Source organism: Acinetobacter sp. TUM15071 (assembly GCF_008980925.1).
GTDB classification, from domain to species: Bacteria; Pseudomonadota; Gammaproteobacteria; order Pseudomonadales; family Moraxellaceae; genus Acinetobacter; species Acinetobacter dispersus.
In genome coordinates this window covers 135,360-160,304 of the sequence record NZ_BKGB01000003.1, presented here as the reverse complement: position 1 = coordinate 160,304, position 24,945 = coordinate 135,360, and the positions used below count along the sequence as shown (strand labels likewise).

The following is a 24,945-nucleotide window of genomic DNA, read 5'->3' as shown; positions in this document are numbered from 1 at the left end:
TTTAAAGCAACGAATCTACCGTTAAGGCGCGGCAGATTCATTTTTTTGTGAATATTTGGCATAAGCCAGTGCAATTAATAGAATCGCTAGACCGCCTAAACTTAATACGAAACCCACCCAAATCGGTGCTAACCAGCCCATATTATGACTGAGGACCCAGCCTCCTAAGAATGCACCGAGCGCATTGGCCAAGTTGAAAGCCGAGTGATTTAATGATGCAGCCAAAGTTTGCGCATCACCTGCAATATCCATCAGATGTGTCTGTAAAGCACCGCCCAGACCGATCACGGTAAAACCAATCAAGAATAGGGCAGCAATTGCTGTATAAAGATTGGACATCATAAAACTAGCTGCAACAAAGGCGAGTGCAGAACTGATCAGAATGCCAATAATGGTTTTAAATAGATTTTTATCTGCCAACCAGCCAGCAACCAAGCCACCAATCACCATACCCACCCCCCAAATTGCGAGGGCCGCAGGCACCACTCGAATATCGGCATGGGTATATTCGGTTAGAATTGGTGAGACATAGCTATAAACCGAGAACATACCACCAAAGCCAATTGCACCAACGGCAAGGGTTAGCCACATATTGATATTTTTTAAACCTGCCAATTCCGCTTTGATACTGGCGGTTTTCTGCAATGGGATATTTGGAACAAATAGGCTGACACCGATTAGGGTAATAAACGCAATTACCGCAGAAAACTCAAAGCCTGCTTTCCAGCCAAATTGTTGACCCAGCCATGTGGCAATAGGCACACCAATGACATTGGCAATTGTTAAACCCATCATCACTTGTGCAATCGCTGTGGCACGGCGTTGATTGCCTGCCAGTTCAGCCGCAACCAATGCTGCTACACCAAAGTAAGCACCGTGCGGAAAACCAGCGATAAAGCGAGATAGCAGCATGGCTTCAGGTGTGGTTGCAAACGCGGTTGCTGCATTGGCCAAGCCATAAAAAAGCATCAAGCTGAGCAATAGCGTCTTCCGTGGTACTTTTGCCCCTAAGATCGCAATAATCGGTGCACCTACCATGACACCCAGTGCATAGGCACTGATGAAATAACCTGCATGTGGAACACTAACGTTTAAATCGGTGGCGATTTCCTGAATCAATCCCATTGCCACAAATTCAGTAGTACCAATACAAAAACTACCAACCGCAAGGGAGAAAATAACCAGAAATAAAGAATAGTTGTGTGAGGGAGATGAGTGCAAGGGAGAGCTTGGCGAGGACATAATATCTCGGGTATAAAAGTACCACCGTATTATATTCGACTCGCTTTGGAAAAGGTGAAATAGAACACGATTTTTATATCAATTGATTTGGAGATGCAGCATAAAAATTGATTAATTGAATGATAATTGTTTTCATTTATGTATAATGCAAAGCAGACATTTTTAGCTGAGCTTTTATAAAGGGTGGGAAGAAAGTGAAAAAATTATTAATCAGTTCATTGGTTGTGGTGTCAGGTTATAGCTTTGCTCATGAACCTTATGTTGCACCGCTTGCATATACAACGGAACAAACGCAAGTGACTGTTATATCAGGCTATGCAGAAGAAGCTTTACAAAGTGAATATGCATTAAAAAATGCGAAGTTTGAAATTACCGCACCGAATAATACCAAAACCACAATTGAGCCAGATTCTAAGCTCAGTTCTGCAACTGTATTTGACTTGAAACTGCCTGAAGCAGGGACTTATACGGTCAAAACCAGTGCCAGTTATCCTTTGAAATATGTGCAAGATCAAAAAGAATGGAAAATGTTCTTTGATATGCCAGCAGATAAAGCACCTGCAAAAGCTGAGCGTGATTTTGTCATTCCTTCAGATTTAAAAGCGAAAAAATTTACACCTGTTGAAATTACCCGTGAATGGACATTTTTGACTTATGTGTCTAAAGAGAAGAATACGCCAGTGCAAGCAAGCACAGCACCGATTCAAGTTGAATTTTTAACCCATCCAAGTGAGCTAAAGGCCAATCAAACGGTGAAAATTAAAGTATCGAAAGCCAATCAAGCTTTGGCTAATGCCAATGTAGTCATTCGTGCTAAAGGTGCAACTGATAAGCAAGGCATTAGCTTAAACACAGCCGCAGATGGCAGTGCTGATTTAGTTTTTGCTAAAGCAGGCGAGTATCTGATTGAAGTCAGTGAAGCTGTGGATGTGAAGCAAAAACCAAGTAGTCAGTTCTATAGCATTATCAGTGTTGCTGTAAACTGACCTTTTAATTGAGGTTAATCTAGAGAAATTATGCTATTTCAGAGTCTTTAAATGAAAAGACGAGTATAAGGATTAACCTTCGGTTCGACCTACTTTTCTTTCGGGAAAAGTAGGCAAAACCATTGCCATTCGCAAAACTCGTTCGCTACCAACATTTAACACTTTACATCGCAAAAACATTATCTAGCAAAAGTAATCCTGTCTCAAACAGTTGCGAATGACGTTGCCGCGTATCTAAATATATGAGCTGCCTTTTATATGGTATATAAATCATTTAGATGATCATACATTTATAATATTAACATCGAAGAGTTAGTTTGATTGATTTGACTCATCATCCATCGCATTACTATAAAATTTAACACCCAATTTAATTCGATCTCGACCATTGCTCATACGCCAGCGATTACTATCTCTGAGCGAATAAACACAGCCACAGTATTCCTGTTGATAGAACTCTTCACGTTTGCTGATCTCCAACATACGGACTGCGCCGCCATGTTTACGCCAGTTATAATCCCAATATTGGATATCTGGATAATGCGCCGCTGCACGCAGACCACAGTCATTGATTTGCTGCATATTCTTCCAACGTGAAATGCCCAGTGAACTACTAATTAAGCTGAAGCCATTTTCATAGGCATACAACGCGGTGCGTTCAAAGCGCATATCAAAACACATGGTGCAACGAATGCCTTTTTCAGGCTCATTTTCCATGCCTTTGGCACGTGCAAACCAGTTATCCGTGTCATAGTCACAATCGATAAAAGGAATATTATGCTTTTCCGCAAAGCGAATATTTTCCTCTTTACGAATTAGATATTCTTTGACTGGATGAATATTAGGATTGTAAAAAAAGATCGAAAAGTCGATGCCTGACTCAATCAATGTTTCCATGACTTCACCTGAACACGGTGCACAGCATGAATGTAGCAATAGCTTATCGTGTCCTTTAGGTAGGCTGAGTATTTGGCGTTCAAGCGTCTTTTGACTTTGTTGGGTCATCGTAGGCATGGTCTGCAGCAGGTAATTGTATATTGTAAAAGTTTTAAAAGCCTGTGGCGGTTGAATTAAATGAAATGTTCTCAGGTCATGCTGAAAATTTTTTAATAAAGATTGCTTCAATCTTTACACCATTTTTCTTGTTTGGGTTCCAATTTTCTATCCATACGGGAATGTTGGCATCAACTAAGATCGATAGATCGCATTTAATATAAAAATAAGGAATTAAAATCAATGTTGAGACAAGCTCATTAATTTAATGCTAAGATGAATTATATTCAATAAAATCCTTTCCGACCATTTTAAATGGATGGATAACCCAGTATTCAAAATCTGATGATGTGTGGTGCTAAGTTTCCCTTAAAAAGAGAAATTTGGAGGATTTAACTGCTAGGCCATTACTATGTTAGAACTTCGTCATTTAAAAACTTTAATTGCTTTAAGAGAGCACGGTTCATTGGTATCTGCTGCAACAGATTTATGTCTAACGCCATCTGCAATTTCACATCAATTAAAAGAACTTGATCATTGGTATGGGGTAGAAGTTGTAAATCGCCGTAGTCGTCCTGTGAGTTTTTCCAATGTGGGCGAGCGCTTACTGAAACTGGCAGATGATGTATTGCCACAGGTACAAATTGCACAAACCGATATTACCCGTATTGTGCATGGGCAAACTGGACGAATTATTTTCTCATCCGAATGTCATAGCTGCTTTGATTGGTTGATGCCATTACTCAATCAATATCGTCTGCAATATCCTGATGTAGATCTAGATTTCGCAGCGGGCTTTGAATCCAACCCGCATGAACTCTTGCAAAATGCTGAGTTTGATTTATTGATTACGGCTGATCCAATTGCATTAAAAGGGATTGAATACTTCCCGATTTTTGAATATGAATCACGTTTGGTACTATCCAATACTCATCCTTTGGTACGTGCCGAGCAGGTTTCAGTACAAGATTTAGCTGAAGAAACCTTGATTACCTATCCAGTTGATAAGCATCGCTTGGATATCATGGCGCATTTATTTATCCCTGAAAATATTCAACCTAAGCATATTCGTACCACTGATTTGACTCAGATGTTGATTCAATTGGTGGCAAGCGGACGCGGTATAGCTGCTTTGCCTGATTGGGTCGTGAACGAATATGAGCAAAAAGGCTGGGTCGTGAGCCGCCGTTTAACCTGTGTATCACCACAAGGATTGAGACGTACCTTATATGCGGGTTATCGAACAGAAGATAAGGAAAAGAACTATTTCGAGGGCTTTATTAAGCAACTTGAAAAGTTTTCTAAGATGCGAACGGTTTATTACGAGCAATAATTGAGTTTTGATTGCAATGTATAAAAGGTAGAGGGAAATAGTCTTCTACCTTTCAGCAATAAGATAATGCATTGCAAGCATCCAATAGTTAAGACTTGCCAATGAGAAGGGATAATATTCCTGCCGCAATCAGTGGTCCAACTGGCACACCTCTTAGCAATGCCACACCAGCAACTGTGCCAATCAATAAACCTGCAACGACATCAGGTTGGCTACTCATCAATTTCACACCGCGTCCGCCTAACCATGCGACTAGTAAGCCAACCGCAATTGCAGCTAATGATTTAATACTTATAAATGATTTCAGGATGCTTTCACCGCTGATTTTGCCACTTGCGATCGGTGCCAGCACACCAATGGTTAGGATGATAATGCCAATATTCAAACCATGATTTTGAATATAAGGGAAAAACTGATTTAAAGGTGTGAGCTTAACGAAGATCAGGCAAGCTGCGGCTATCGTTACTGCTGTGTTTTGACTAAAGATACCGCAGCCTAATAAAACAAGCAGCACCAATAAGTTGACATCAAATTGTGAAAACATGCGCGAAATATTTGCGGGAAAGAAAGTTGAATTATATCGTAAATTGCCAGCTGACTTTGGCTAAATTAGCATTTGAACTTTTTAGCTCATCGATATTCTGTTTTTCTGAATTTGTAAAAAGCCATCATTCAACAGAAATGTTGAAGATGGCTCCTTGTTGTAGGGAAATTAAGCCAATTTTTTAAATGTTCCATAATATGCAATTTGTTCATCCCAGAATTGTTCCCACAAATCACAATATTCAAGGCAAATTTGGCGAATCGATGCATATTCAGATTCGACACACGCTTGTGCCAATACGAACCATAAATCATCTTCATGATCATCATCAGCCGCTTCAGCTGATGCATCATGTGAAACACCATGAACATAGTAATAACCGCTATCAACATCAAAACCGACAGCTTTGGTTGCTTGACGTAATGCAGGGCTAAACAGAATGACTTCTTCTTCTGCCACGGCTAACAGGGCAGAAACGGCTTGATAGCTGTGGAATGAGTTTTCTAGATAATTGCGAACACGTTGTGAAATGAGAGAGGGTTGATAGTCATTTCGTTCCGCTTGACTGAGTTCAAAGTCATTTAACACCTCTTCAAACAGCGGGTAGTGTGCATATTCTGGGTTGCCAGAATAGTATCCTTCTTCATCAAGGCCTGGGCGGAATCCAAACTCATCTAGAATATTAAGATTAAGTAAAAAACGCGGGAACATTTTTGAACCAGAGAGTAAGCGTGGCTCAAGTTGTTTGGTTTGGAATTGCGCCATCAATAACGCATCAGTAAATACTTGTACGATAGCGTGGCGATATTCTAAATGAATGTGTTTTAGGGTTTCTTTATCAATTACACCGTCATTTAAAAGTTGAATGGCTGGGTGACGTGAAACAGGATGATTTGAAATTTCCTCACGTAATTGTTTTAGAAAGTTCAGGTTCTTGTTCCATTGTTCTGCAGAAATACTATTCTTCATTCCTTCAATAGCTTTCTGTCTTGGGTTGTTAAAGTTTTCAAATTTTTTTGGCATAGTCTTATACTCGATGGATTAATAATATTATTGCTTTTCCAATTATTTAGTTAGATTTTTTTTGGTTGCTTATGAATATAACTATTGGTTCAACCAAACATCTTTTTATTGGATGATTTAAATATAAAATGATTTTTTTGTGAAATCAATTTATTAAGTCGGCTAAAAAATAATAAGAAAGTTTATCAATTAACTTAACTGTAAACAAAAGGTGAATTGATTCACGATAAATTTTTTTATTTTAAAAATAGAAAGATTTTTTTACAAATGATCTTGTGTATAGACAGATTTTTACATACCCTATAGGAGGGACAATAAAGAAAATACGACTTTTCGATAATGCTCTTAAAATAACATAAACATACATAGTGGCCAGAACTTTCCAGCATGTAAACTATGTCTAAATAATGCATTAAGTTTTTTGATAGAATTCTAAAAGGATAATAAAATGTCAAAAAAAGAAGATATTATTGCAACGGCTCTAGACCTTTTTAACCGTCATAACTACAGCTCTGTGGGTGTGGATCGAATTATTAGTGAGTCAGGTGTTGCGAAGATGACTTTCTATAAGTACTTTCCTTCCAAAGAGAACCTGATTGAAGAATGTCTATCTCGAAGGAATAAAAGTATTCAGGAGGCGATTGAACACGAAGTTAACCTGAAGCAGGAAGATGATTATTTGGGGAAAATTAAAGCCGTCTATTTTTGGCACTTAGGCTGGTTCAACTCAGATGATTTTCATGGGTGTATGTTTCAAAAGGCTTCATTGGAAATCCTACAACAGTATCCATCTATTATTAGACCGATTGTAGAATATCGAGAATGGTTAATGGGGTTGGTTGAGGAATTATTCGAAAAAGCCAAGGTATTTCAACCGCACGTACTTACAGCCATGTATATCAATATACTGGATGGTATGACTGCTTATGCAAAAGTAAATAAGGATCATGCCCAAATAGAAGAGTGCTGGTATTATATTGAGCGATTAATTCATTTGGAGGCAGCTTAAAATAATATATTTAGTTTTGTTAAATAATGGCTTTATTAAAATTAATATAAATAAAATCTTAAACCTAATTTTAAAATTATTAAAATAAAAAAACCGAGGATAAAACCTCGGTTTCTTCTGCTTATTTAATCAGCATTATTTTTCTACGAATGCACGTTCGATGACATAATCACCCATCACGCCCATACGTGGAGATTCTACTAAACCATGTTGGTCAAGAAGCGCTGCAACATCTTTAAGGAATGCAGGGCTACCACATAGCATCGCACGGTCAGTTTCACGGTTAAAACGAGGTAAACCAATTTTTTCAAACAGTTCGCCAGTTTCAATTGCAGTTGTTACACGACCTTGAGTGTGGAACGGTTCGCGTGTCACAGTCGGGTAGTAAACCAGTTTATCTTTGATGCCTAGCTCTTCAAAGAATTCATGGCTTGGAAGCTCATTTAAGATCAAATCTTGATAAGCAAGTTCTGATACATAACGTGTACCATGAACCATAATCACTTTTTCAAACTTTTCGTAAGTTTCTGGATCACGAAGGAGTGAAAGGAATGGTGCAAGGCCTGTACCAGAAGATAAAAGGTATAAGTTTTTACCAGGTAATAAGTCGTCATGGACCAATGTGCCTGTAGGCTTTTTAGAAATCAGGATTTCGTCGCCCACTTGTACTTTTTGTAGAATAGAAGTTAATGGACCGTCTTGTACTTTAATAGAGAAGAATTCGAGTTCTTCTTCATAATTCGCACTCGCGATCGAATAAGCACGCATTAAAGGCTTACCATTCACTTCAAGGCCGATCATCACAAACTGACCATTTTTAAAACGTAAGCTGGTATCGCGTGTAGTTTTAAAACTGAAAAGCGTGTCATTCCAGTGGTGAACATGAGTAATGCGTTCAACGTTAAAAGCAGCCATTAAAGGTCTCGATCACAGTTAAAAGAAACAGATGGCTATTCTAATCTAAAATCATTCTCGATAAACTGAATATATTTAATTGTGTTTATAAGAAAAAGTGATGAGCAACTCAGTAGTCATGCCGATCATCGGCCATATGCATTCACCTTATCGTGAGAAGTTTGGTATTCCGAGACAGCCAAATCTGGTTCAAGTCGAGTCCTATATAGAGATGGCGGAGCCTTATAACGATATTCTGGCTTTTGACGGTATTGAAGATTTTAGTCATTTATGGTTGCTTTGGCAGTTTCATGAAAACAAAAATCAAGATAACTCTTTGAATCAAATGTCTAAATTTCGTCCACAAGTACGTCCGCCGCGACTAGGCGGCAATCAAAAAATCGGTGTTTTTGCAACGCGGAGTATGTATCGTCCATCACCCATAGGCTTGTCTGTGGTACGTTTTTTACGTATTGAAAAGCAGGCTAAGTCAGTTCGACTCTATGTTATGGGCAGCGATTTGCTACATGGCACACCGATTTTAGACATCAAACCGTATATTCAATATTCGGATGCGATTGCAGATTCACAGAGTGGTTATGCGCAAGAAGAGCCGATCCGTAAAACAGTGCTTTGGACGGAAACTGCACAGTCACAACAGCAACAGCTATTAAAGCAGAGGATTTTAGATAAAAAGATATTCGATGAACTCGAACAAGTGTTATCTTTAGATCCAAGACCTGCGTATCAAAATGACGCTGAGCGGGTTTATGGCATGTGTTTTTCAGAATTGAATATTCGTTTTACAGTCGATGATAGGAATGTCACAGTGCTTGCTGTAGAGCAAAGTTAAAAAACTTTAAAAAATATAATTGAGTTATAAATTTGGGGAACTGACGGTAATGCAAGCGCAGGCAAAATTTGCAAATTTTTCTTTTACCATTGATGTGACGTGGTGTTTAGAACAGCTACTGAAAGATGGTCGTATCACTGAACGGGATAAATTACTCGTCCAAACCACGCATCGTCAAAAAGAACAGTTGAAATGGCACCCATTGCAGTGGATTGCCAATTTTAATTTAAAAGATCAGCTCAATGCTGGCTCAACCTTGACGCTGAATCGGTTGTGTCTGTGGCTTGCAGAAAAAGCAGAGATTTCATTGTTTGTGATTGACCCACTCAAAGCGGATGTGGCTGCTCTTACGAGTGTCATGTCACAAGAATTTGCGGTGCGTAATCACATTTTAGCGGTAGATGTTCAACCTGATCGAATTTTGATTGGTACAGATCAACCCTTTACCACGGAATGGCTCAATAATCTGGAGCGTAGCTTAGCGCCGAAGAAGATCGAGAAAGTTCTGTTAAATCCAGAACAATTGCAACGTTATCTTGTTGAATATTATCAAGTCAGCCGTGCGGTTAGTTCATCGCAAAATGCAAGTGTCTATGACCGTGAAAACAAGGGTGTTGAAGCATTATTGCAATTGGGCGATGCGCAAAATCCTGATGCCAACGATCAGCATATTGTGAAACTGGTAGATTGGGTACTGCAATTTGCTTTTGAACAAGGCGCTAGTGATATTCACTTGGAGCCACGCAAAGACAAAGGGAAGGTGCGTTTCCGTATAGATGGTGTGTTACATACCATCTATAACATGCCTGCTAATACTCTTACAGCCGTGATTTCGCGTATTAAGATTCTTGGTCGTATGAATGTGGCAGAAAAGCGTAAACCGCAAGATGGTCGCTTAAAAACGCGTACACCGAAAGGACAGGAGACTGAGTTACGTCTTTCGACTTTGCCGACAGCCTTTGGCGAAAAGTTAGTGATGCGTATCTTTGACCCAGAAGTGTTGGTGCGTAGTTTCCAGCAACTCGGTTTTGAAGGGCATTTATTACAGAGCTGGCAGCAGCTGACCCAGCATAGCCATGGCATCATTTTGGTAACAGGCCCAACAGGTTCAGGTAAAACCACCACGCTGTATTCATCTTTAAAGCAATTGGCAACCGAGCAGGTCAATGTCTGTACTATTGAAGATCCGATTGAAATGCTAGAGCCAAGCTTTAACCAAATGCAGGTCAATCCGAATATTGAATTAGGCTTTGCGGATGGTGTGCGTGCTTTAATGCGTCAAGACCCCGATATTATTATGGTCGGTGAGATTCGTGATCACGATACTGCAAATATGGCGATTCAAGCAGCATTAACGGGGCATTTGGTACTTTCTACGCTTCATACCAATGATGCGCCATCAAGCCTAACCCGCTTACATGACCTAGGAATACAGCCTTTCTTGACCGCTGCAACCATTCTCGGTGTCTTGGCGCAACGCTTAGTGCGTAGACTTTGCCCACATTGCAAACAAGAAACACAAATGAATGAGCATGAATGGGAGCATTTGACCTTTGATTATATGATGGATATGCCAACCAGCATGTATAAGGCTGTCGGTTGTGAAGCTTGCCGCCATACTGGCTATAAAGGTCGTGTTGGAATTTATGAGTTTATGCCTGTCAGCTTAGAGGCAAAATCACTGATCAGTGCTCATGGCACACTCAACGATTTAAGGGCGCAAGCCAAGAAGGAAGGGATTGAACCTTTGCGTATTGCTGGTGCACGTAAAGTGATTGAAGGTGTGACCACATTAGAGGAAGTCTTGCGTGTGGTGCCACTCAGCTAATGAGAAAAATTTAATCTTCAGATTCACCTCATCTTCATTTGTTTTAATGACTACATCGAAATGATGAACCACAATGAGGGTATGAAGATGAACGTTTTTTCTAAAGTTGCAGTGATTGCTGGTTTGGTTGGTGTAACCACATTTGCACTGGCAAATACAGGTGCTGTCAATCAACAAGCTTTAGCACCAACACAAACCACCACAGTTAAACAAGCGTTAACATTGAAAGATGATACGCCAGTGCAATTAAAAGGCTATGTGGTGAAAGCAACAGGTGATGAGAAATATCAGTTTAGCGATCAAACAGGCAGCATTACGGTAGATATTGATGATGACTTATGGATGGGTAAACCAATCTCAGCAAAAACACCTGTGACCCTTATTGGTGAAATTGACATCGACTATAAACCAGCCAAACGTGTTGAAGTTGATGTCAATGAAGTGAAGTTCTAAGCCGTAATTTATAGCAAAAAGCCACATGATTGATCATGTGGTTTTTTTGCTTGTTGTGCTGTTTAAAGGCATGATTAATCGTAGTCGTTTGATGGATGTAGGGTTCTATGCGAATTTTATTGGCTGAGGATGATGCTTCGCAGGCAGAAAGTATTAAAGACTGGCTAGAAATGGATGGTTATAGCGTCGATTGGGTCGAACGAGGCGATCATGCAATTTTGGCGGTCGAACAGCATGAATACGATTGCATTTTACTCGATCGTGGCTTGCCGCAAGCTTCTGGGGATGACATTTTGAAATGTATTCGTCGTCAAAACTCGAAAACGCCTGTCATTTTTATTACCGCCAAAGACCATATTCACGACCGAGTTGAAGGCTTGGATCTTGGTGCCAATGATTATCTGGTTAAGCCATTTAATCTGGAAGAATTATCAGCCCGGGTTCGTTCACAGTTACGTCAGCATCAAGCTCAAGCCGGGCAGTATCTCAGTTTCTTGGATTTACAACTGGACCCGCAGGCGAAAACACTTACCAAAGCAGGACAGACCATTAACCTGACTGCAAAAGAGTTCCAAATTTTACATAAGTTGATGCAAAAGCCCAATCATATTCTGACACGTGAGCAACTGGAAGAGTCTTTATATGCTTGGGGGGATGAAATCGAAAGTAATGCAATTGAAGTGTTTATTTATCAAATTCGTAAAAAAATTGGTGGCCAATATATTAAAACCATTCGTGGTTTAGGCTACCGCATGCATCAGGAATAGCACAATGAAAGTGGTGTCTTTGCAAACTAAGTTAGTAAAAACCTCTTTGATTAGTTCAATTCTGGCTGGTTGCGTGGCATTACTTTTATTCGCTGTCATTTCAGTGTATCAAACCATGCAAGTGCAAGATGAGATCATGGACGAGATTTCAGATATGCTGCTAATTACCGATTTGACCACAACCTCAGGGCAGCAGATAGATGAGTTGAGTGAGCAATTTGATATTCAATACCGCTTGAGCAATGCACAGCAAACCTTAACTCAATCAGAAAATTTTCATCTTGATCCGCAGTATTACACTTTGATTAATGCAACACAGGGTGACTTTGGGCTGATTTGGCAGAAAGGTCAGCTATGGCGGAGCTATGCAGGTGAAGGTGAGCATGCACCTATGCAGGTGTTGATTTTACAGCCGTTAGGCGAACGTTTTAAAGACTTGCTAAATAGTTTTGCGGGCTATGCACTGATTTTAATCTTGGTGTGGTTGATGCAATGGATCATGTTGCATTTTTTGATTAAACGCCAATTCAAAGTTATCCATCAATTATCTACGGAAATCTCTGCCAAGAGTGCAGATGATTTGTCACCGATTCAAGCAGGTGAAGTTGAACTAAAAGAATTACAACCGATATTGGGTCAGTTAAACCGACTGTTACAGCGACTAGATTATGCTTTGCAGGCAGAGCAACGCTTTACGGCAGATGCTTCACATGAGTTACGTTCACCATTGTCCGCAATCCAGATGCGCTTACAATTGTTGCAGCGCAAATATCCAGAACGTGCAGCAGATTTTTCGCAAATGCAGCAAGACGTGAGCCGTGGAATCCAAACTTTAGAAAATCTGTTGTTACTGGCAAGATTGGACCCTGAGCATTCAGACAATCTTCCCAAAACTCATTTTGCATTGCAATTAGTGATAGATGAGGCAACCCAAGCATTAAGCTTATTTGCACATGAGAAGGTAATTCAACTCCAGCAAACTTCGATTCTAAAAGACACTATGGTTTTAGCGAATCAACAGCTGATCTTTACCTGTGTACGCAATATTTTAGACAATGCGATTCGATATACACCAGAAAATGGAACAGTTTATATTGCGTTAAATCAGCGTTCTGATGGGCTAGAGCTGTGTATTGAAAATGATGGGAATGGTATTAGTACTGAAATTTTAGAACGGCTGGGTGAACGTTTCTATCGTGCTTTGGGGACGAAAACACAAGGCTCTGGTTTAGGGCTTTCGATTTGTAAAAAAATTATTGAACTGCATCATGGAAGAATGGCGTTTGAGCAATCTGAGTATGGTGGTCTTAAAGTCACGATAAGCTTCAAAATTTGATTTGATTTTTTTATTCTGCAAGCACATTAAAAAAGCAGTATGCGCTGACATACTGCTATTCCCACGTTTTTTATTGTTGTCCGATTATTATTATATTACTTCGTTAAAATCAGGCGATTATTACGGGTTAAACGTAAGCGATATTCCTCACCAGCATGCATGATGCGGATCTCGCGTCCTAAGGCAAAAAGGTTGTTTGAATGCAACATTGGCAATGATTGAGCTGCATCTGTACTACGAGTGAATAGGCTGAATGGTGCGTTCATTTGTTATGCTCCGTGGTGTGTTTTTTAATGTTTTAAATGATAATCATTATCGAATAGACCTGTCAACGGAAATTTTAAGAATTTACAAAATCATTCATTAATTTTGTTTTTTGACATGGGAATAGGGTGACATTTTCCTTAAAATGGCTATAGAAAAATGAGGGATTTTAAACTGTTATGGCAAAAGCTACAGTTGATGTTGCAATCGCAATTTTATTACATAAAGCAAAAGTTTTGGTTGGTTGGAGACAGGCAAACCAGCATCAGGGCAACAAACATGAATTCCCAGGTGGCAAAGTTGAGGCGGGTGAAACACCTGAACAAGCTTGTCGTCGAGAAATTTATGAGGAAGTTGGGATTGGTTTAAAAGAGTGGCATGCCTTTGATGTGATTCGACATGAATATGAAGACATCATTGTCAATTTACACTTATTCCATGCTTTCGTTCCGGATGAGTTACTCAATCTTATTCATCAACCATGGGCTTGGTATAGTCGTGATCAATTGATTGATCTAAATTTTCCGAAAGCAAATGCCGCAATTCTGCAACGTTTGAGTTGGCCACATCTGGTTAAGATTAGTGATCAGATCGATGTTTTGCCTCAACAACAGGCGCTATTGTATTGGCGTATACAAACGGATGATATTCAGCAAATTGAGCAACAGCTTGACGCTTTGAAGGATGATCAATTGAAAAAACTCATTATCAATGTTGATCTGTGGCAAAAATTGAATGTTGAACTGCAAAACAAGATACAGACCATTCATTTAAAGCAATCGCAGCTGATGAGTTTAAGCAAAGGTGGTTTGATTGTAGGGAAGCGCTTTATCGCTGCCTGTCACGATGCCGTGTCTTTAAAACACGCTCAGCAGATTGGGTGTGATGCCGTGCTTTTGAGTCCTGTACATGCCACTGAGACGCATCCAGAAACGAAAGTATTGGGGTGGGATCGTTTTCAGGAATTGGCACAGAACATTGATATCCCTATATTCGCATTAGGTGGGGTTGCACCTGCAGATTTAGAACAAGCCCAAAAACATTATGCTTATGGACTTGCTGGGATTCGTCAGTTTAGTTCAATTGATTAAACTTAAAGTGTCTGAATCGTTCTGCGTGCTTCTTGGGCCTTAATGGTGTGACCGCGTGCTTCGCTCGCTTTAAGGATAATCGTCCAGAGTTGCTTTTTCATTGCGTTGCTTTGCGCATAACTTAAGCCACGGCGTGCCAATGCTTCGGCATTGGCATATTCTTTACGCTGATCAGCAATCATCGCCAAATACAAATAAGTTTCTGTGGCTTGTGGTGCAATACGTTGTGCTTGTAGGGCATAACGCTCAGCTTCTGCAAGTTGCTGCTGCTTATAAGCCACTTGAGTTTTCTGCATTAAAGTTTTAAATGCAGGTAACTGGCTGCCATCATTAAACTTTTGCTGAACCTTTTGTTGCGGAACAACAACAGGAACACTTTGACGTTTAATTTCTTTTTGCTCATATGGCGTGATTTTCACGCCAGAAGAAGGCTGAGTCACCTTCTTTTTTGGCGGAGGATTGCTGGTCGGTTTATTGACCACTTTTTCAGGTGCTGCAGTACAACCTGCGATCAGCAATACACCAACAATAACCGTGATTTTTTTCATCATGTCCAATCATCCTTATTAAACTTAATTCTCACCGTTATAGCTGCCACTAGAGATAACGCGGGTTGGGGTGTGATTGGATAAATCTGTATCCATTTGGTTTTCACTTTCGCGAATATAGTTGCTGATACCATCGTTATGATCATCAGCAGGTGTTTCATCTGACTGTGGAATATAAGTCGGTTCAACTTCATAGTGAGATTGACCACACAAGGTTGCACGACGTGGTACGGTTTGACGCAATAATGGAATATACATCGCACCATCACAGCCTTGAGCAGATAAGTCACCACTGGCACTATCAATCCATTGCCATTGAACATTATCAGTTTGACGCAGATTGACAGGTTCTTGACGGAGTTGTTTCATCACATTGGTCCACACAGGCAAAGCGCCTGAAGAGCCTGTTAAGCCAGTGACTTTGTTATCATCCAGACCCAACCAAACCACTGCAACATGGTTACCTGAATAACCTGCAAACCATGAATCTCTCGTGTCATTTGTGGTTCCTGATTTACCTGCTAAATTCAGTGATTCTGGTAGGCTGTTATATGCAGAACGACCCGTACCAGAACGCATCACTTGCTGTAAACCATAATTAATAATATATGCAGCAGCAGGGTCAATCGTTTGTTGAACATTCAGGCCATAACGCTCAAGTAAATGTCCTTTGGCATCGACAACGGTACGAATCGAGCGTGGTGGATATTTAAAGCCGCCCGTCGCAAAATTACCGTAAATGCTCAATACTTCCATTGGTGACATATTTACAGCACCAAGGTAAATCGAAGGGTAGGCAGGGATATCAGAACTTACCCCGAACTGTTTGAGCTTATTACTGAATGCAGATAAACCAAATTCATTGGCTAAGCGTACAGTAGACAGGTTGTATGAATTCGCCAATGCCTGTTGCATTGGCACAACACCATGTTCACCACCACTGTAGTTTTTCGGTGTCCAGCTCTTGTCGCCATCAATTGGGATATTGACTGCACTGTCTTCAATTGGGCTTGCCCAAGTATAACGCCCAGACTCGATTGCATTTAAATAAATAATTGGTTTCAGTAATGAACCCACTTGGCGCTTAGCATCTAAGGCACGGTTAAAGCCAGTAAAATCTTGAGTTGAACCCACAGCTGCAACCAATTCACCATTTTCAGGATGAGCAACTAGAACCGCACCTTGCAGGTTTTTCAAACGGGCAGGGTTGGCTTTGGCTAAACGATCGACGGTGCTCTTAAATGCATTTTGCACTTGTGTTTGCGCAATTGGATCAAGTGTGGTGAAAATTCTTAAGCCTTGATTGGTAATATCACTTTCTTGATATTCTGTACGGAGCTGACGACGTACAATATCCAAGAAATCTGGGAATTTTGCAGGGCCTAAAGTTGGTTTACTCACCACATTTAATGGACGAGCAATTTCATCTTGGTATTCCGCTTCAGTTAAATAACCCATCACTTTCATGTTGTTTAACACAACATCACGACGTTTTTTTGCAGATTCTGGATTGCGCCAAGGGTTATATAAAGAAGGCCCTTGAACTAAACCAACAAGGAATGCTTGCTGTGAGATATTCAACTCACGCAGAGGCAAACCAAAATAAAACTGTGATGCTAGACCATAACCATTAATCGAATAGCTACCATTTTGACCTAAATTCACTTCATTTAAATAGGCTTCCAGAATCTCATCTTTGCTGTAATGTAATTCAATTAATATGGCCATTAGCGCTTCATTAACTTTACGTTTCAGCGTTTTCTCTGGTGATAGATAGAAATTCTTGACCAACTGCTGCGTTAAAGTCGAACCACCTTGACGACGGCCACCAGTGGCATTACTGACCAAGGCACGTGCTGTACCACGGATTGAAATACCATGATGATGATAGAAATTACGATCTTCTGTTGAAATTAATGCTTCAATCAGGGTTTTTGGTACTTTATTTAATTTGATCAGAACGCGGTCTTCATTGTGTTGTGGATAGATACCACCAATCAATAAAGGTTCTAAACGAGCAACGCCTGTATTCGAAGGTTTGGTTGAACGGATTTCACTCACCTGACCATCGGCAAAAGCAAGTTCTAGTACCTGCTCAGGTTCATTACTATCGCCATAGTCAAAACCACGGGTATGGACATACATCTGGTTGCCTTGTACTACATAGCTACCAGACTTGTCATAATTCGCTGTGTTTTTATAACCCAGTAATTTTAACTCTTGGGTAAAATTCTCTTGAGTAATCGGTGCACTAGAATAGATTTCTAATGGGCGAGCAAACACCTTGGCAGGGATGTCCCAACGCTGACCTTCAAATTTGTCACGAATAATATTATCCAAGCGGATCAGATAGATACTAAAAGCAACAAAGACACCTATCACTAACATTGAGAAAATGAGTGCTAGAAAACCAATACCACGTTCAAACTTCATAGATTTGCGTTAAAACCAAAACAATGTCGGTAATGATGCGATAGCTTATTGTCATTTTGCAATCATAAAACTGTGAATAAATAGCAACATGCAAAAAAAACTTTAAGAATGTGTTGACATTAAACGTATAAAAAAACAACGAATAGACATTTTTATACTTTTTAATCAATCATCAACGCAACATTGGTTGTTAATGATATGATAGTCAGTAATCGCGACGGAGCTGAATTATTCGTGCAAATTTCACATAAATCCTTTCGAAATATTGGTCTAATTGGACGACCAGACAAGTATTCTGTAGTAGAAACGTTATGTTTAATTCATGATCATTTGATCACTTTAGGTTTAAACCCCGTTTTTGATCAGGAAACAGCGAAATTAGTGCCTTATGGTCATGGGCAGACGGTAAGCCGAAATTTATTGGGTGAAGTCGTTGATTTAGTGATTGTGGTTGGTGGTGATGGTTCATTGCTGCATGCCGCACGTGCCTTAGTACGACATAACACGCCAGTGATCGGTATTAACCGTGGTCGATTGGGTTTTTTAACTGACATTAAGCCTGCTGAAGCTATTTTTAAACTTGATCAGGTGCTACAAGGTCAATTTCAACTTGATCGCCGTTTCTTATTGGAAATGGAAGTTCGTACCAATGGCGAAACGATTTACGATGCGATTGCATTGAATGATGTGGTTTTACACTCAGGTAAATCGGTTCATATGATCGATTTCGAGCTGAATATTGATGGGCAATATGTCTATCGTCAGCACAGTGATGGTTTAATTGTTTCAACCCCAACAGGTTCAACTGCATATTCATTGTCAGGTGGTGGGCCAATCTTGCATCCGAGTATGGATGCGATCGCCTTAGTGCCGATGCATCCACATACGTTGTCGTCACGACCGATCGTGGTGGGTGGTCACAGTGAAGTTAAAATTACCATTCGTGAAAACCGTGTTTTGCCGATGGTCAGTGCCGATGGTCAACATAGTGTTGCATTAAATGTCGGTGACACGGTGCATATTCGCAAACATCCGTTTAAACTAAGCTTATTACATCCACCCGGTTATGACTTCTATATGGCATGTCGTACCAAATTGGGGTGGAATCAAGATTTTGAATCTTTTCAACAGGATGACTCATGAATATTGAACAAATGCTCGCTATTTTAAATCCTGAAATTGTTGAGCGTCTTCGTACTGCTGTTGAAATTGGTAAATGGCCAAACGGTATTGCATTAACCAAAGAACAGCGTGAAATCTGTATGCAAGCGGTGTACGCATGGGAAATGGAACATTTACCAAAAGAGCAGCGTAGCGGTTATATTGATCGCGGTACTAAAGATGAGGGTGAGGAATGTGATGATGATCATCACAAACATGAGCCTGAATTTAAGCCGATTCGGTTTGTTTAATTTAAGAAGCTCAGTGATTACTGGGCTTTTTTTTGTTTATCAAAATATAATAAAGAATCTTATGAAACATTTAAAATCTGTTTACGCACTATTATTTCTTATATTGTTTAGTGGCGCTGTATTGGCTAAACAACCCATTGAATGTTTACTCAAGGTGAAGGTCGTTGCCAATCAGAAATACACTTCCCCCCAAACCGAATATACAAGTATAAAGAACGATGGTTATCCTATGTTATTGATTGGGATTCAGGTGCTGGAGTCACAAACAATGCGAAACTCCCAAAAGATCAAAGCCCATCAGACATATTGTAAGACACTTATAGGTCAACAACGAGATGCCTATCTTTCGGGGTCCCACGATCCTAACAAGATTACAATCAAAATAGGTGATCACCTGAAGCTAAGAAATATTCATTCTTCAGGTCAGAAATATCCGTTTTGGCCAGATTTTTATTATATTGAACCTTAAAACCAAGGCTATCCAATATAACCTTGGTCATTCGTATAATTAGAAACGACTATCCCATAATTCTTGTGCTTTCTTCATCGCATCCTCGTAATTGCTAACCATACCCATGGTATACAACGCGATTCCCATTGTTTCAATGACTGCCAATTCGCCATATTCATGAGACTGTTCACCCAACCAAACTGCTTTAAACACAGCTAAATCAAGCTCTTCTTCAATCGGACTACGGTCAGGGGTTAACTTTGGTAGTTCGTGTTCGTACAACTCACCATTTTTAATGCCACAAATTAACGTTTTGGCATCAGGATTACGTTCAAACTCACCACCTTCACCTTTAATCACAGCACTGTTTTGATAACCCAAACGGAACGCAGTCTGTTGATGTGAGGTTCGATAAGCAGGGTGGAAGATCGCTTGTAAGGTCGCTTTGGCATTAAATGGATTAATCAGGCGTGCCAAAGTATGGATTGGAGAGCGTAACCCCATCACATTTCTTAGCGAGATCAATTTACTTAGAATTGGTGAAATCACTTCAAGTGGTAGATAGGCAAAATTGTGCTGTTCCAGTTGCTCACGGACATCCTGTTGATTTTGACAAATTGAATAGCCTAAATACTGTAAAACTTGCTCGGTATAGACACGGTTAATGGTATGACCAGATGCGCCATGCATCACAATCTTGTAACCATGATGCGCTAAAGTCAGTGCTGCTAATAGGAACCACGGATAGTGCTTACGCTTGCCTGCATAAGAGGACCAGTCTAGATCCACATCAAGCGGTTGAAAGTTAAGTTGATCACGCGTGGCTTGGACAAAACCTGCCAGTTCATCGACAGATTCTTCTTTAACACGCAAGAGCATCAAGAATGCACCCAACTGCACATCCAAGACTTCATCTTTTAAGATCATGCTAAAGGCTTGATAGGCTTCTTCATAAGTGAGCGAACGGGAACCAGTTTTGCCCTTACCTAAAATACGAACATATTGAGCAAATGGATGTTCTACAGTTTTATAGATATTACGTTTTGTGTTCATGGTCGTATTGAAGGTTGTCACAAAGAATAAAACAAATATGACATAAAACTGGGCGGTGTAGCATAAAAAAACCAACAAGCTGTTTAATCAATAAGCAACTGTTGTCTAAAGATAGACGATGCAAACAAAATTATTGACCGAATCAGTCTAGTGATTTGATGTAAACGGGACATGACATCCCATCTAAAAGTTATTAGCATGGCTGCGAACAAATTTTTAAAAACAATGAAAGCGAAAGGAAATAATGATGTTAGCTTACGATTCAGATTTGGAACTCTTCCGCGATAACTTTAAACGCTTTATGAGCGAGCAGATTGCACCTCATTATGAGCAATGGGAACGTGAAGGGATCATGCCACGTTCTGTATGGAACGCTTTGGGCGACAATGGATTCTTGTGTGTCGATGTCCCAGAAGAATACGGTGGTTATGGTGTACCAACGCATTATTCATTGATGTTGGTTGAAGAGTCTGCACGTGCAGGTTACTGTGCATTATCAACCGCGATTTCATGTCACTCTGAAATTGCAGCGCCGTATATCCAACACATTGCAACAGAAGAACAAAAACAGTATTGGTTGCCAAAAATGGTATCAGGTGAAGTGGTCGGTGCCATTGGTATGACTGAACCGGGTGCTGGCTCAGATTTACAGGCAATGCGTACCAGTGCCATCCTGCAAGATGACCACTATGTGTTAAATGGTTCAAAAACCTTTATTTCAAATGGTCAGCATGCGGATCTTGTAGTTCTTGCGGTGAAGACCGATCCACAAGCACGTGCGAAAGGCGTGTCACTAATGTTAGTGGATACGCATTTAGACGGTTTTAAAAAGGGCACTAACCTCGACAAAATCGGTTTGCATTCACAAGATACTTCAGAGCTGTTCTTTGATAATGTCAAAGTACCGAAAGATCAATTGTTGGGTCAAGCAGGACAAGGTTTTGCTTACTTGATGCAAGAGCTTCCGCGTGAACGTACTGCGATTGCTGCGACTGCATTGGGTGCAATTCGTGGTGCGATTGATATTACCACGCAATATGTAAAAGAACGCCAAGCCTTTGGTCAGGCAATTTCGCAATTCCAAAATACACGTTTTGTATTGGCACAAGCGAAGATTGACGAGTTGGCAACAGCAGCTTTCTATAATCAAAACGTGGCTTTATATAATGAAGGCAAATTGGATGTAGAGACTGCTGCGGCATTGAAGAGCTTCAGTAGTGATATGCAAATGAAAGTGGCTGATAACTTACTGCAATTATTCGGTGGCTACGGTTATATGACTGAATATCCAATTTCACGTTTCTTTGTTGATGCACGTATTCAGCGTATTTACGGTGGTACCAATGAAATCATGAAAGAAATCGTGGCGCGTGGCATTATTGGTAAAGCTTAATCTGCATTTATCTAGTCAAACAGCCTGCTTTCGAGCAGGCTGTTTTGTTTTCACTATTTGCTCGATTGAAGAACAGGATAGTTTTGTTGTTTAGGCAATTGCTGTAAGGCTTGATTGATCTTGCGTAGAAACTCATCGGCTTGATTTTGACGCAGTTCATCATCGGTATATTCACTGCGTTGTTGAATATTAACCCCACAGCCTCGTATTTGCATGTTAGATGGATTAAATGACCAGTCATTAGGGTTCTTTAAGTTGATGTCTAAATCACTTTCACAACTTTTCCATAAATTTAAGAAAGCATTCGATTGTTCTGACTTAAATCCTGTTGCAGGGTAGACGGTAAAGCCTGTCATTTTGGGATTAGAAAATTGAATAAACCGCTCAACTGGCATGCCTCCCCACAGGATTGCGGTGTTTTCGGGAAGGGCGATGCCAGTTAAGTTTTGTTCTTTTAAGGCATGAGTTTGCTGAAATTCTTGTTTAAAGTGCTGTGATTGATAAGTGAGTTTGCTTTGAGGCGGTACAGCTATTCCCCGAACTTGACTGCTCATCGGGGTGATAAAATAAGGCGAGCGATCTGTGCCATTGCAACCTGCAATCAATGGACAACCGCTGCATGCGGTTAAACCCATACTGATCAAGCTCAGTAGACCTAAGCCGAAAATTTTATTCATTGTATTTTACTGTTGTTATGACATCTTCTCGCAGTATAACCAATCTATTCTATTGAAATGTTCAAATTTAAGCGGAGCGAATCGTCCGCTTAAATTCAGCTGTGTTTATTCAGGATTTTATGGTGTTGGTTCATCAAATAGATTTGAGCAACTTTGCGGCTGACAACCTGCCAACATAATCGCTTTCGGTAAGCTGACATACATATTAGTCAAATGCTGTTCAGCAGGATGTCGATAATTCCAGAACAAGAAATGCTTTGAACGTTGCTGATTAAAGTTTTGATAGAAGTTATTCTGCTTCTGCAAGGATTCAGCGTCTGGTGTTGGACTTCGACCATGTTCATGTGTACCCACTGTGGTCATCAGCATGATATCTTGAGTTTTATTTTGATTCTTTAACCAATCTGCCTGCCGATTGAGCAATGCATAATTATCAAACCAGAGTGAAGGGCTGGCAGCAATATAACGTTGGAACATTTGTGGTTGGCTAAAGAAAGTGTGTAAAACAAATAGTCCACCAAAGGAATGTCCAAATAAACTCTGTTGCTGTGGATTAACTTTAATTTTGGTTTGAATCGCAGGTTTTAGCTCTTTTTCTATAAATTGAATAAATTGGTCTGCACCACCATAAGTGTGCTTGGCTTGTTTTTGAAATTCAGCGGATGCTTTTGGTGTGTAGTCTAAAGCACGCTTTTCTACATCAAAACTGTTTTGCTGTGGGTAGCCGATTGCAACAATAGCGACTGGACTCAAGCCCAAACGATTGGCACCACCACCCACTGATTTAGCGATATTGGCAGCACTATCAAATGCGGCATTGCCATCCAATATATACAGCACAGGAAAACCTTCACTTGGGACTTCACCAGCAGGAACAGAGATCTGAATCAGATAATCATGTTTTGTATATTTGGATGCGATTACAAAGCTTTGTTGAATATTGGTTTGTGATTTAAGAGGCGCTTTATTTGAACTCGAGGTCGTCGGTTGAGCAAAAGCCAATGGTGTTGCCATCAGCAGAGAAAAAGTCAAAATACCAAGTGGTTTAAACATAATTTATTCGCAAGCATTGAAATTTTGCTAGCAATATATAATGAAAATCATTATCAATAAAGTTCGGTAATAAAAAGAGTTAAAACTCAGCGTGTTTAATAGCTTAAAGTGTTGTTATACTAGCTCGGATAATCAATTCACAGATGAATTGTAATCCATTCTTATAGATGATTTTGCTGAGGCTGCATTCAATGGTAAACGATGGACAAAACACATCGAATTCACTTAATTTAGAACAAATTCGTAACGATATTGATAGTGTTGATCAACAAATCCAAGAGTTACTCAACCGCCGTGCGACGCTTGCAGAAGCTGTAGCCAAAGCGAAATTTGCATCCGAAGAGAATCCGCTGTTTTATCGCCCAGAACGTGAAGCTCAAGTGCTGCGTAAAGTCATGGAGCGTAATCAGGGACCTTTGTCTGATGCAACCATGGCACGTTTGTTCCGTGAAATCATGTCAGCATGTTTGGCACTTGAAGCACCACAAAGCATTGCATTTCTCGGACCAGAAGGAACTTATACCCATTCGGCTGTATTAAAGCATTTTGGTAAAGACGCCGTTGTGCGTCCACTGCCAACCATTGATGAAGTATTCCGTGAAGTTGAAGCGAGCAGTGCACATTACGGTGTTGTTCCAGTCGAGAACTCATCTGAAGGTATCGTCAACCATACGCTGGATTGCTTTAAATCATCGACTGTTAATGTAATTGGTGAAGTTGAGTTACGTATTCATCACCAATTCCTTGTATCTGAAAATACCCGTAAAGATAGTATTAAACAGATTTATGCGCATCAGCAAACTTTGGCACAATGCCGTAAGTGGTTAGATGCACATTATCCTGGGGTAGAGCGTGTAGCGTTGAACTCAAATGCGGAAGCGGCACGCCGTATCCGTAACGAATGGCATTCAGCTGCGATTGCATCTGATATTGCGGCAAGCATGTACAACCTTGAGATTTTACATAGCAATATTGAAGATAATCCTGAAAATACCACACGTTTCCTTGTGATTGGTCGTGAGAAAATTCCTCAAAGCGGTAATGATAAAACCTCTTTATTGATCTCTGCACATGATCGTGCCGGTGCTTTATTGGAAATTCTTGCGCCGTTTGCCAAGCATCAAATCAGCTTGACCAGTATTGAAACACGTCCAGCATTGCCTGAGAAATGGGCTTATGTGTTCTTTATCGATTTGGAAGGACATATCGGTCAGGAAAATGTTGCAGCGGCATTGGAAGAAATCCGTCCAATGGTGAAAGAGTTACGTGTACTCGGTTCGTATCCAATCGCTGTTTTATAATCCCGTTT

The 24,945-nt window shown here is 40.2% G+C and carries 25 protein-coding genes; 14 read left to right on the top strand and 11 right to left on the bottom strand.

The genetic code is table 11. The features are described 5' to 3' along the window. Positions 1-21: 21 nt before the first annotated feature. A complete protein-coding gene (locus GBI66_RS04235; protein ID WP_151715262.1) occupies positions 22-1,242 on the bottom strand; it encodes an MFS transporter in 1,221 nt (406 codons plus the stop codon). A gap of 194 nt (positions 1,243-1,436) precedes the next feature. Between GBI66_RS04235 and GBI66_RS04230 the strand changes: the two genes are divergently transcribed. Continuing rightward, positions 1,437-2,228, top strand: a complete 792-nt coding sequence (locus GBI66_RS04230) for a DUF4198 domain-containing protein (RefSeq protein WP_151715261.1) — start codon at positions 1,437-1,439, stop codon at positions 2,226-2,228. A gap of 312 nt (positions 2,229-2,540) precedes the next feature. On the opposite strand, the gene GBI66_RS04225 is transcribed toward GBI66_RS04230, so the two are convergent. After that, the gene (locus tag GBI66_RS04225; RefSeq protein WP_151715260.1) at positions 2,541-3,242 is read right to left on the bottom strand and encodes an epoxyqueuosine reductase QueH; all 702 of its coding nucleotides are present in this window, start codon (positions 3,240-3,242) and stop codon (positions 2,541-2,543) included. 391 nt (positions 3,243-3,633) lie between these two features. Between GBI66_RS04225 and GBI66_RS04220 the strand changes: the two genes are divergently transcribed. Then, a complete protein-coding gene (locus GBI66_RS04220; RefSeq protein ID WP_005187822.1) occupies positions 3,634-4,554 on the top strand; it encodes a LysR family transcriptional regulator in 921 nt (306 codons plus the stop codon). Between the two features lie 88 nt (positions 4,555-4,642). Here the strand turns inward: GBI66_RS04220 and GBI66_RS04215 are convergent, their stop codons facing one another. Together GBI66_RS04215 and GBI66_RS04210 are read right to left on the bottom strand one after the other, a co-directional pair. Then, entirely contained in the window at positions 4,643-5,098 is a 456-nt protein-coding gene (locus GBI66_RS04215) for a DUF441 domain-containing protein (protein WP_005212765.1), read from the bottom strand. Between the two features lie 168 nt (positions 5,099-5,266). Further along, positions 5,267-6,121, bottom strand: a complete 855-nt coding sequence (locus GBI66_RS04210; RefSeq protein ID WP_151715259.1) for a hypothetical protein — start codon at positions 6,119-6,121, stop codon at positions 5,267-5,269. A gap of 448 nt (positions 6,122-6,569) precedes the next feature. Here GBI66_RS04210 and GBI66_RS04205 point away from each other — a divergent pair, with 448 nt between their 5' ends. Then, positions 6,570-7,130 carry a TetR/AcrR family transcriptional regulator gene (locus tag GBI66_RS04205; protein WP_005187836.1) on the top strand — a complete coding sequence of 187 codons (561 nt, stop codon included), beginning with the start codon at positions 6,570-6,572 and terminating at the stop codon, positions 7,128-7,130. 135 nt (positions 7,131-7,265) lie between these two features. Here the strand turns inward: GBI66_RS04205 and GBI66_RS04200 are convergent, their stop codons facing one another. Further along, complete coding sequence (locus tag GBI66_RS04200; RefSeq protein ID WP_005187838.1) at positions 7,266-8,045, bottom strand: ferredoxin--NADP reductase; 780 nt, start codon at positions 8,043-8,045, stop codon at positions 7,266-7,268. A 118-nt stretch (positions 8,046-8,163) separates the two neighbouring features. Here GBI66_RS04200 and tsaA point away from each other — a divergent pair, with 118 nt between their 5' ends. The 5 genes from tsaA (at position 8,164) to GBI66_RS04175 (ending at position 13,261) form a co-directional block, all read left to right on the top strand. After that, positions 8,164-8,877: a tRNA (N6-threonylcarbamoyladenosine(37)-N6)-methyltransferase TrmO gene (gene tsaA / locus GBI66_RS04195; protein WP_171494263.1), complete on the top strand. Its 714-nt coding sequence runs from the start codon at positions 8,164-8,166 to the stop codon at positions 8,875-8,877. Positions 8,878-8,926: 49 nt separating this feature from the next. Continuing rightward, the gene (locus GBI66_RS04190) at positions 8,927-10,705 is read left to right on the top strand and encodes a GspE/PulE family protein (protein WP_151715257.1); all 1,779 of its coding nucleotides are present in this window, start codon (positions 8,927-8,929) and stop codon (positions 10,703-10,705) included. A gap of 87 nt (positions 10,706-10,792) precedes the next feature. Then, positions 10,793-11,158: a NirD/YgiW/YdeI family stress tolerance protein gene (locus GBI66_RS04185; RefSeq protein WP_151715256.1), complete on the top strand. Its 366-nt coding sequence runs from the start codon at positions 10,793-10,795 to the stop codon at positions 11,156-11,158. 107 nt (positions 11,159-11,265) lie between these two features. After that, complete coding sequence (locus tag GBI66_RS04180) at positions 11,266-11,925, top strand: response regulator transcription factor (RefSeq protein WP_151715255.1); 660 nt, start codon at positions 11,266-11,268, stop codon at positions 11,923-11,925. A gap of 4 nt (positions 11,926-11,929) precedes the next feature. Beyond that, positions 11,930-13,261 (top strand): HAMP domain-containing sensor histidine kinase, encoded by a 1,332-nt coding sequence (locus tag GBI66_RS04175; RefSeq protein ID WP_151715254.1) that lies wholly within the window; start codon positions 11,930-11,932, stop codon positions 13,259-13,261. A gap of 95 nt (positions 13,262-13,356) precedes the next feature. Here the strand turns inward: GBI66_RS04175 and hemP are convergent, their stop codons facing one another. Continuing rightward, entirely contained in the window at positions 13,357-13,527 is a 171-nt protein-coding gene (gene hemP / locus GBI66_RS04170) for a hemin uptake protein HemP (protein ID WP_004653932.1), read from the bottom strand. A 177-nt stretch (positions 13,528-13,704) separates the two neighbouring features. Here hemP and GBI66_RS04165 point away from each other — a divergent pair, with 177 nt between their 5' ends. Beyond that, on the top strand, positions 13,705-14,616 hold the full coding sequence (locus GBI66_RS04165; RefSeq protein WP_151715253.1) for an NUDIX domain-containing protein: 912 nt from the start codon (positions 13,705-13,707) through the stop codon (positions 14,614-14,616). Positions 14,617-14,618: 2 nt separating this feature from the next. Here the strand turns inward: GBI66_RS04165 and GBI66_RS04160 are convergent, their stop codons facing one another. Beyond that, positions 14,619-15,167, bottom strand: coding sequence for a tetratricopeptide repeat protein (locus GBI66_RS04160; RefSeq protein ID WP_151715252.1), 549 nt, complete (start codon positions 15,165-15,167; stop codon positions 14,619-14,621). Positions 15,168-15,188: 21 nt separating this feature from the next. Beyond that, positions 15,189-17,597 (bottom strand): penicillin-binding protein 1B, encoded by a 2,409-nt coding sequence (mrcB, locus tag GBI66_RS04155; protein WP_005212754.1) that lies wholly within the window; start codon positions 17,595-17,597, stop codon positions 15,189-15,191. Positions 17,598-17,831: 234 nt separating this feature from the next. Between mrcB and GBI66_RS04150 the strand changes: the two genes are divergently transcribed. The 3 genes from GBI66_RS04150 (at position 17,832) to GBI66_RS04140 (ending at position 19,478) form a co-directional block, all read left to right on the top strand. Then, positions 17,832-18,740, top strand: a complete 909-nt coding sequence (locus GBI66_RS04150) for an NAD(+) kinase (RefSeq protein ID WP_032858065.1) — start codon at positions 17,832-17,834, stop codon at positions 18,738-18,740. After that, positions 18,737-19,009 (top strand): YeaC family protein, encoded by a 273-nt coding sequence (locus GBI66_RS04145; RefSeq protein ID WP_005187866.1) that lies wholly within the window; start codon positions 18,737-18,739, stop codon positions 19,007-19,009. The genes GBI66_RS04150 and GBI66_RS04145 overlap by 4 nt, the downstream gene beginning before the upstream one ends. A gap of 61 nt (positions 19,010-19,070) precedes the next feature. Further along, on the top strand, positions 19,071-19,478 hold the full coding sequence (locus GBI66_RS04140; RefSeq protein WP_151715251.1) for a hypothetical protein: 408 nt from the start codon (positions 19,071-19,073) through the stop codon (positions 19,476-19,478). A gap of 39 nt (positions 19,479-19,517) precedes the next feature. Here GBI66_RS04140 and GBI66_RS04135 read toward each other — a convergent pair whose 3' ends face one another. Beyond that, the gene (locus GBI66_RS04135; RefSeq protein WP_151715250.1) at positions 19,518-20,513 is read right to left on the bottom strand and encodes a glycosyl transferase family protein; all 996 of its coding nucleotides are present in this window, start codon (positions 20,511-20,513) and stop codon (positions 19,518-19,520) included. Between the two features lie 247 nt (positions 20,514-20,760). Between GBI66_RS04135 and GBI66_RS04130 the strand changes: the two genes are divergently transcribed. Next, positions 20,761-21,906: an acyl-CoA dehydrogenase family protein gene (locus tag GBI66_RS04130; protein ID WP_151715338.1), complete on the top strand. Its 1,146-nt coding sequence runs from the start codon at positions 20,761-20,763 to the stop codon at positions 21,904-21,906. A 53-nt stretch (positions 21,907-21,959) separates the two neighbouring features. On the opposite strand, the gene GBI66_RS04125 is transcribed toward GBI66_RS04130, so the two are convergent. Together GBI66_RS04125 and GBI66_RS04120 are read right to left on the bottom strand one after the other, a co-directional pair. Continuing rightward, on the bottom strand, positions 21,960-22,583 hold the full coding sequence (locus GBI66_RS04125) for a hypothetical protein (RefSeq protein ID WP_151715249.1): 624 nt from the start codon (positions 22,581-22,583) through the stop codon (positions 21,960-21,962). 117 nt (positions 22,584-22,700) lie between these two features. After that, complete coding sequence (locus tag GBI66_RS04120; protein WP_151715248.1) at positions 22,701-23,636, bottom strand: alpha/beta hydrolase; 936 nt, start codon at positions 23,634-23,636, stop codon at positions 22,701-22,703. A 191-nt stretch (positions 23,637-23,827) separates the two neighbouring features. Here GBI66_RS04120 and pheA point away from each other — a divergent pair, with 191 nt between their 5' ends. Next, positions 23,828-24,937 (top strand): prephenate dehydratase, encoded by a 1,110-nt coding sequence (gene pheA / locus GBI66_RS04115; RefSeq protein ID WP_004653917.1) that lies wholly within the window; start codon positions 23,828-23,830, stop codon positions 24,935-24,937. The last annotated feature ends 8 nt before the right edge of the window (positions 24,938-24,945 follow it).

Coding starts and splice junctions, on each gene's coding strand:
- GBI66_RS04235 (WP_151715262.1), bottom strand. CDS start 1,242: ATGTCCTCGCCAAGCTCTCCCTTGCACTCATCTCCCTCACACAACTAT.
- GBI66_RS04225 (WP_151715260.1), bottom strand. CDS start 3,242: ATGCCTACGATGACCCAACAAAGTCAAAAGACGCTTGAACGCCAAATA.
- GBI66_RS04220 (WP_005187822.1), top strand. CDS start 3,634: ATGTTAGAACTTCGTCATTTAAAAACTTTAATTGCTTTAAGAGAGCAC.
- GBI66_RS04215 (WP_005212765.1), bottom strand. CDS start 5,098: ATGTTTTCACAATTTGATGTCAACTTATTGGTGCTGCTTGTTTTATTA.
- GBI66_RS04210 (WP_151715259.1), bottom strand. CDS start 6,121: ATGCCAAAAAAATTTGAAAACTTTAACAACCCAAGACAGAAAGCTATT.
- GBI66_RS04205 (WP_005187836.1), top strand. CDS start 6,570: ATGTCAAAAAAAGAAGATATTATTGCAACGGCTCTAGACCTTTTTAAC.
- GBI66_RS04200 (WP_005187838.1), bottom strand. CDS start 8,045: ATGGCTGCTTTTAACGTTGAACGCATTACTCATGTTCACCACTGGAAT.
- tsaA (WP_171494263.1), top strand. CDS start 8,164: ATGCCGATCATCGGCCATATGCATTCACCTTATCGTGAGAAGTTTGGT.
- GBI66_RS04190 (WP_151715257.1), top strand. CDS start 8,927: ATGCAAGCGCAGGCAAAATTTGCAAATTTTTCTTTTACCATTGATGTG.
- GBI66_RS04185 (WP_151715256.1), top strand. CDS start 10,793: ATGAACGTTTTTTCTAAAGTTGCAGTGATTGCTGGTTTGGTTGGTGTA.
- GBI66_RS04180 (WP_151715255.1), top strand. CDS start 11,266: ATGCGAATTTTATTGGCTGAGGATGATGCTTCGCAGGCAGAAAGTATT.
- GBI66_RS04175 (WP_151715254.1), top strand. CDS start 11,930: ATGAAAGTGGTGTCTTTGCAAACTAAGTTAGTAAAAACCTCTTTGATT.
- hemP (WP_004653932.1), bottom strand. CDS start 13,527: ATGAACGCACCATTCAGCCTATTCACTCGTAGTACAGATGCAGCTCAA.
- GBI66_RS04165 (WP_151715253.1), top strand. CDS start 13,705: ATGGCAAAAGCTACAGTTGATGTTGCAATCGCAATTTTATTACATAAA.
- GBI66_RS04160 (WP_151715252.1), bottom strand. CDS start 15,167: ATGATGAAAAAAATCACGGTTATTGTTGGTGTATTGCTGATCGCAGGT.
- mrcB (WP_005212754.1), bottom strand. CDS start 17,597: ATGAAGTTTGAACGTGGTATTGGTTTTCTAGCACTCATTTTCTCAATG.
- GBI66_RS04145 (WP_005187866.1), top strand. CDS start 18,737: ATGAATATTGAACAAATGCTCGCTATTTTAAATCCTGAAATTGTTGAG.
- GBI66_RS04140 (WP_151715251.1), top strand. CDS start 19,071: ATGAAACATTTAAAATCTGTTTACGCACTATTATTTCTTATATTGTTT.
- GBI66_RS04135 (WP_151715250.1), bottom strand. CDS start 20,513: ATGAACACAAAACGTAATATCTATAAAACTGTAGAACATCCATTTGCT.
- GBI66_RS04130 (WP_151715338.1), top strand. CDS start 20,761: ATGTTAGCTTACGATTCAGATTTGGAACTCTTCCGCGATAACTTTAAA.
- GBI66_RS04125 (WP_151715249.1), bottom strand. CDS start 22,583: ATGAATAAAATTTTCGGCTTAGGTCTACTGAGCTTGATCAGTATGGGT.
- GBI66_RS04120 (WP_151715248.1), bottom strand. CDS start 23,636: ATGTTTAAACCACTTGGTATTTTGACTTTTTCTCTGCTGATGGCAACA.
- pheA (WP_004653917.1), top strand. CDS start 23,828: ATGGTAAACGATGGACAAAACACATCGAATTCACTTAATTTAGAACAA.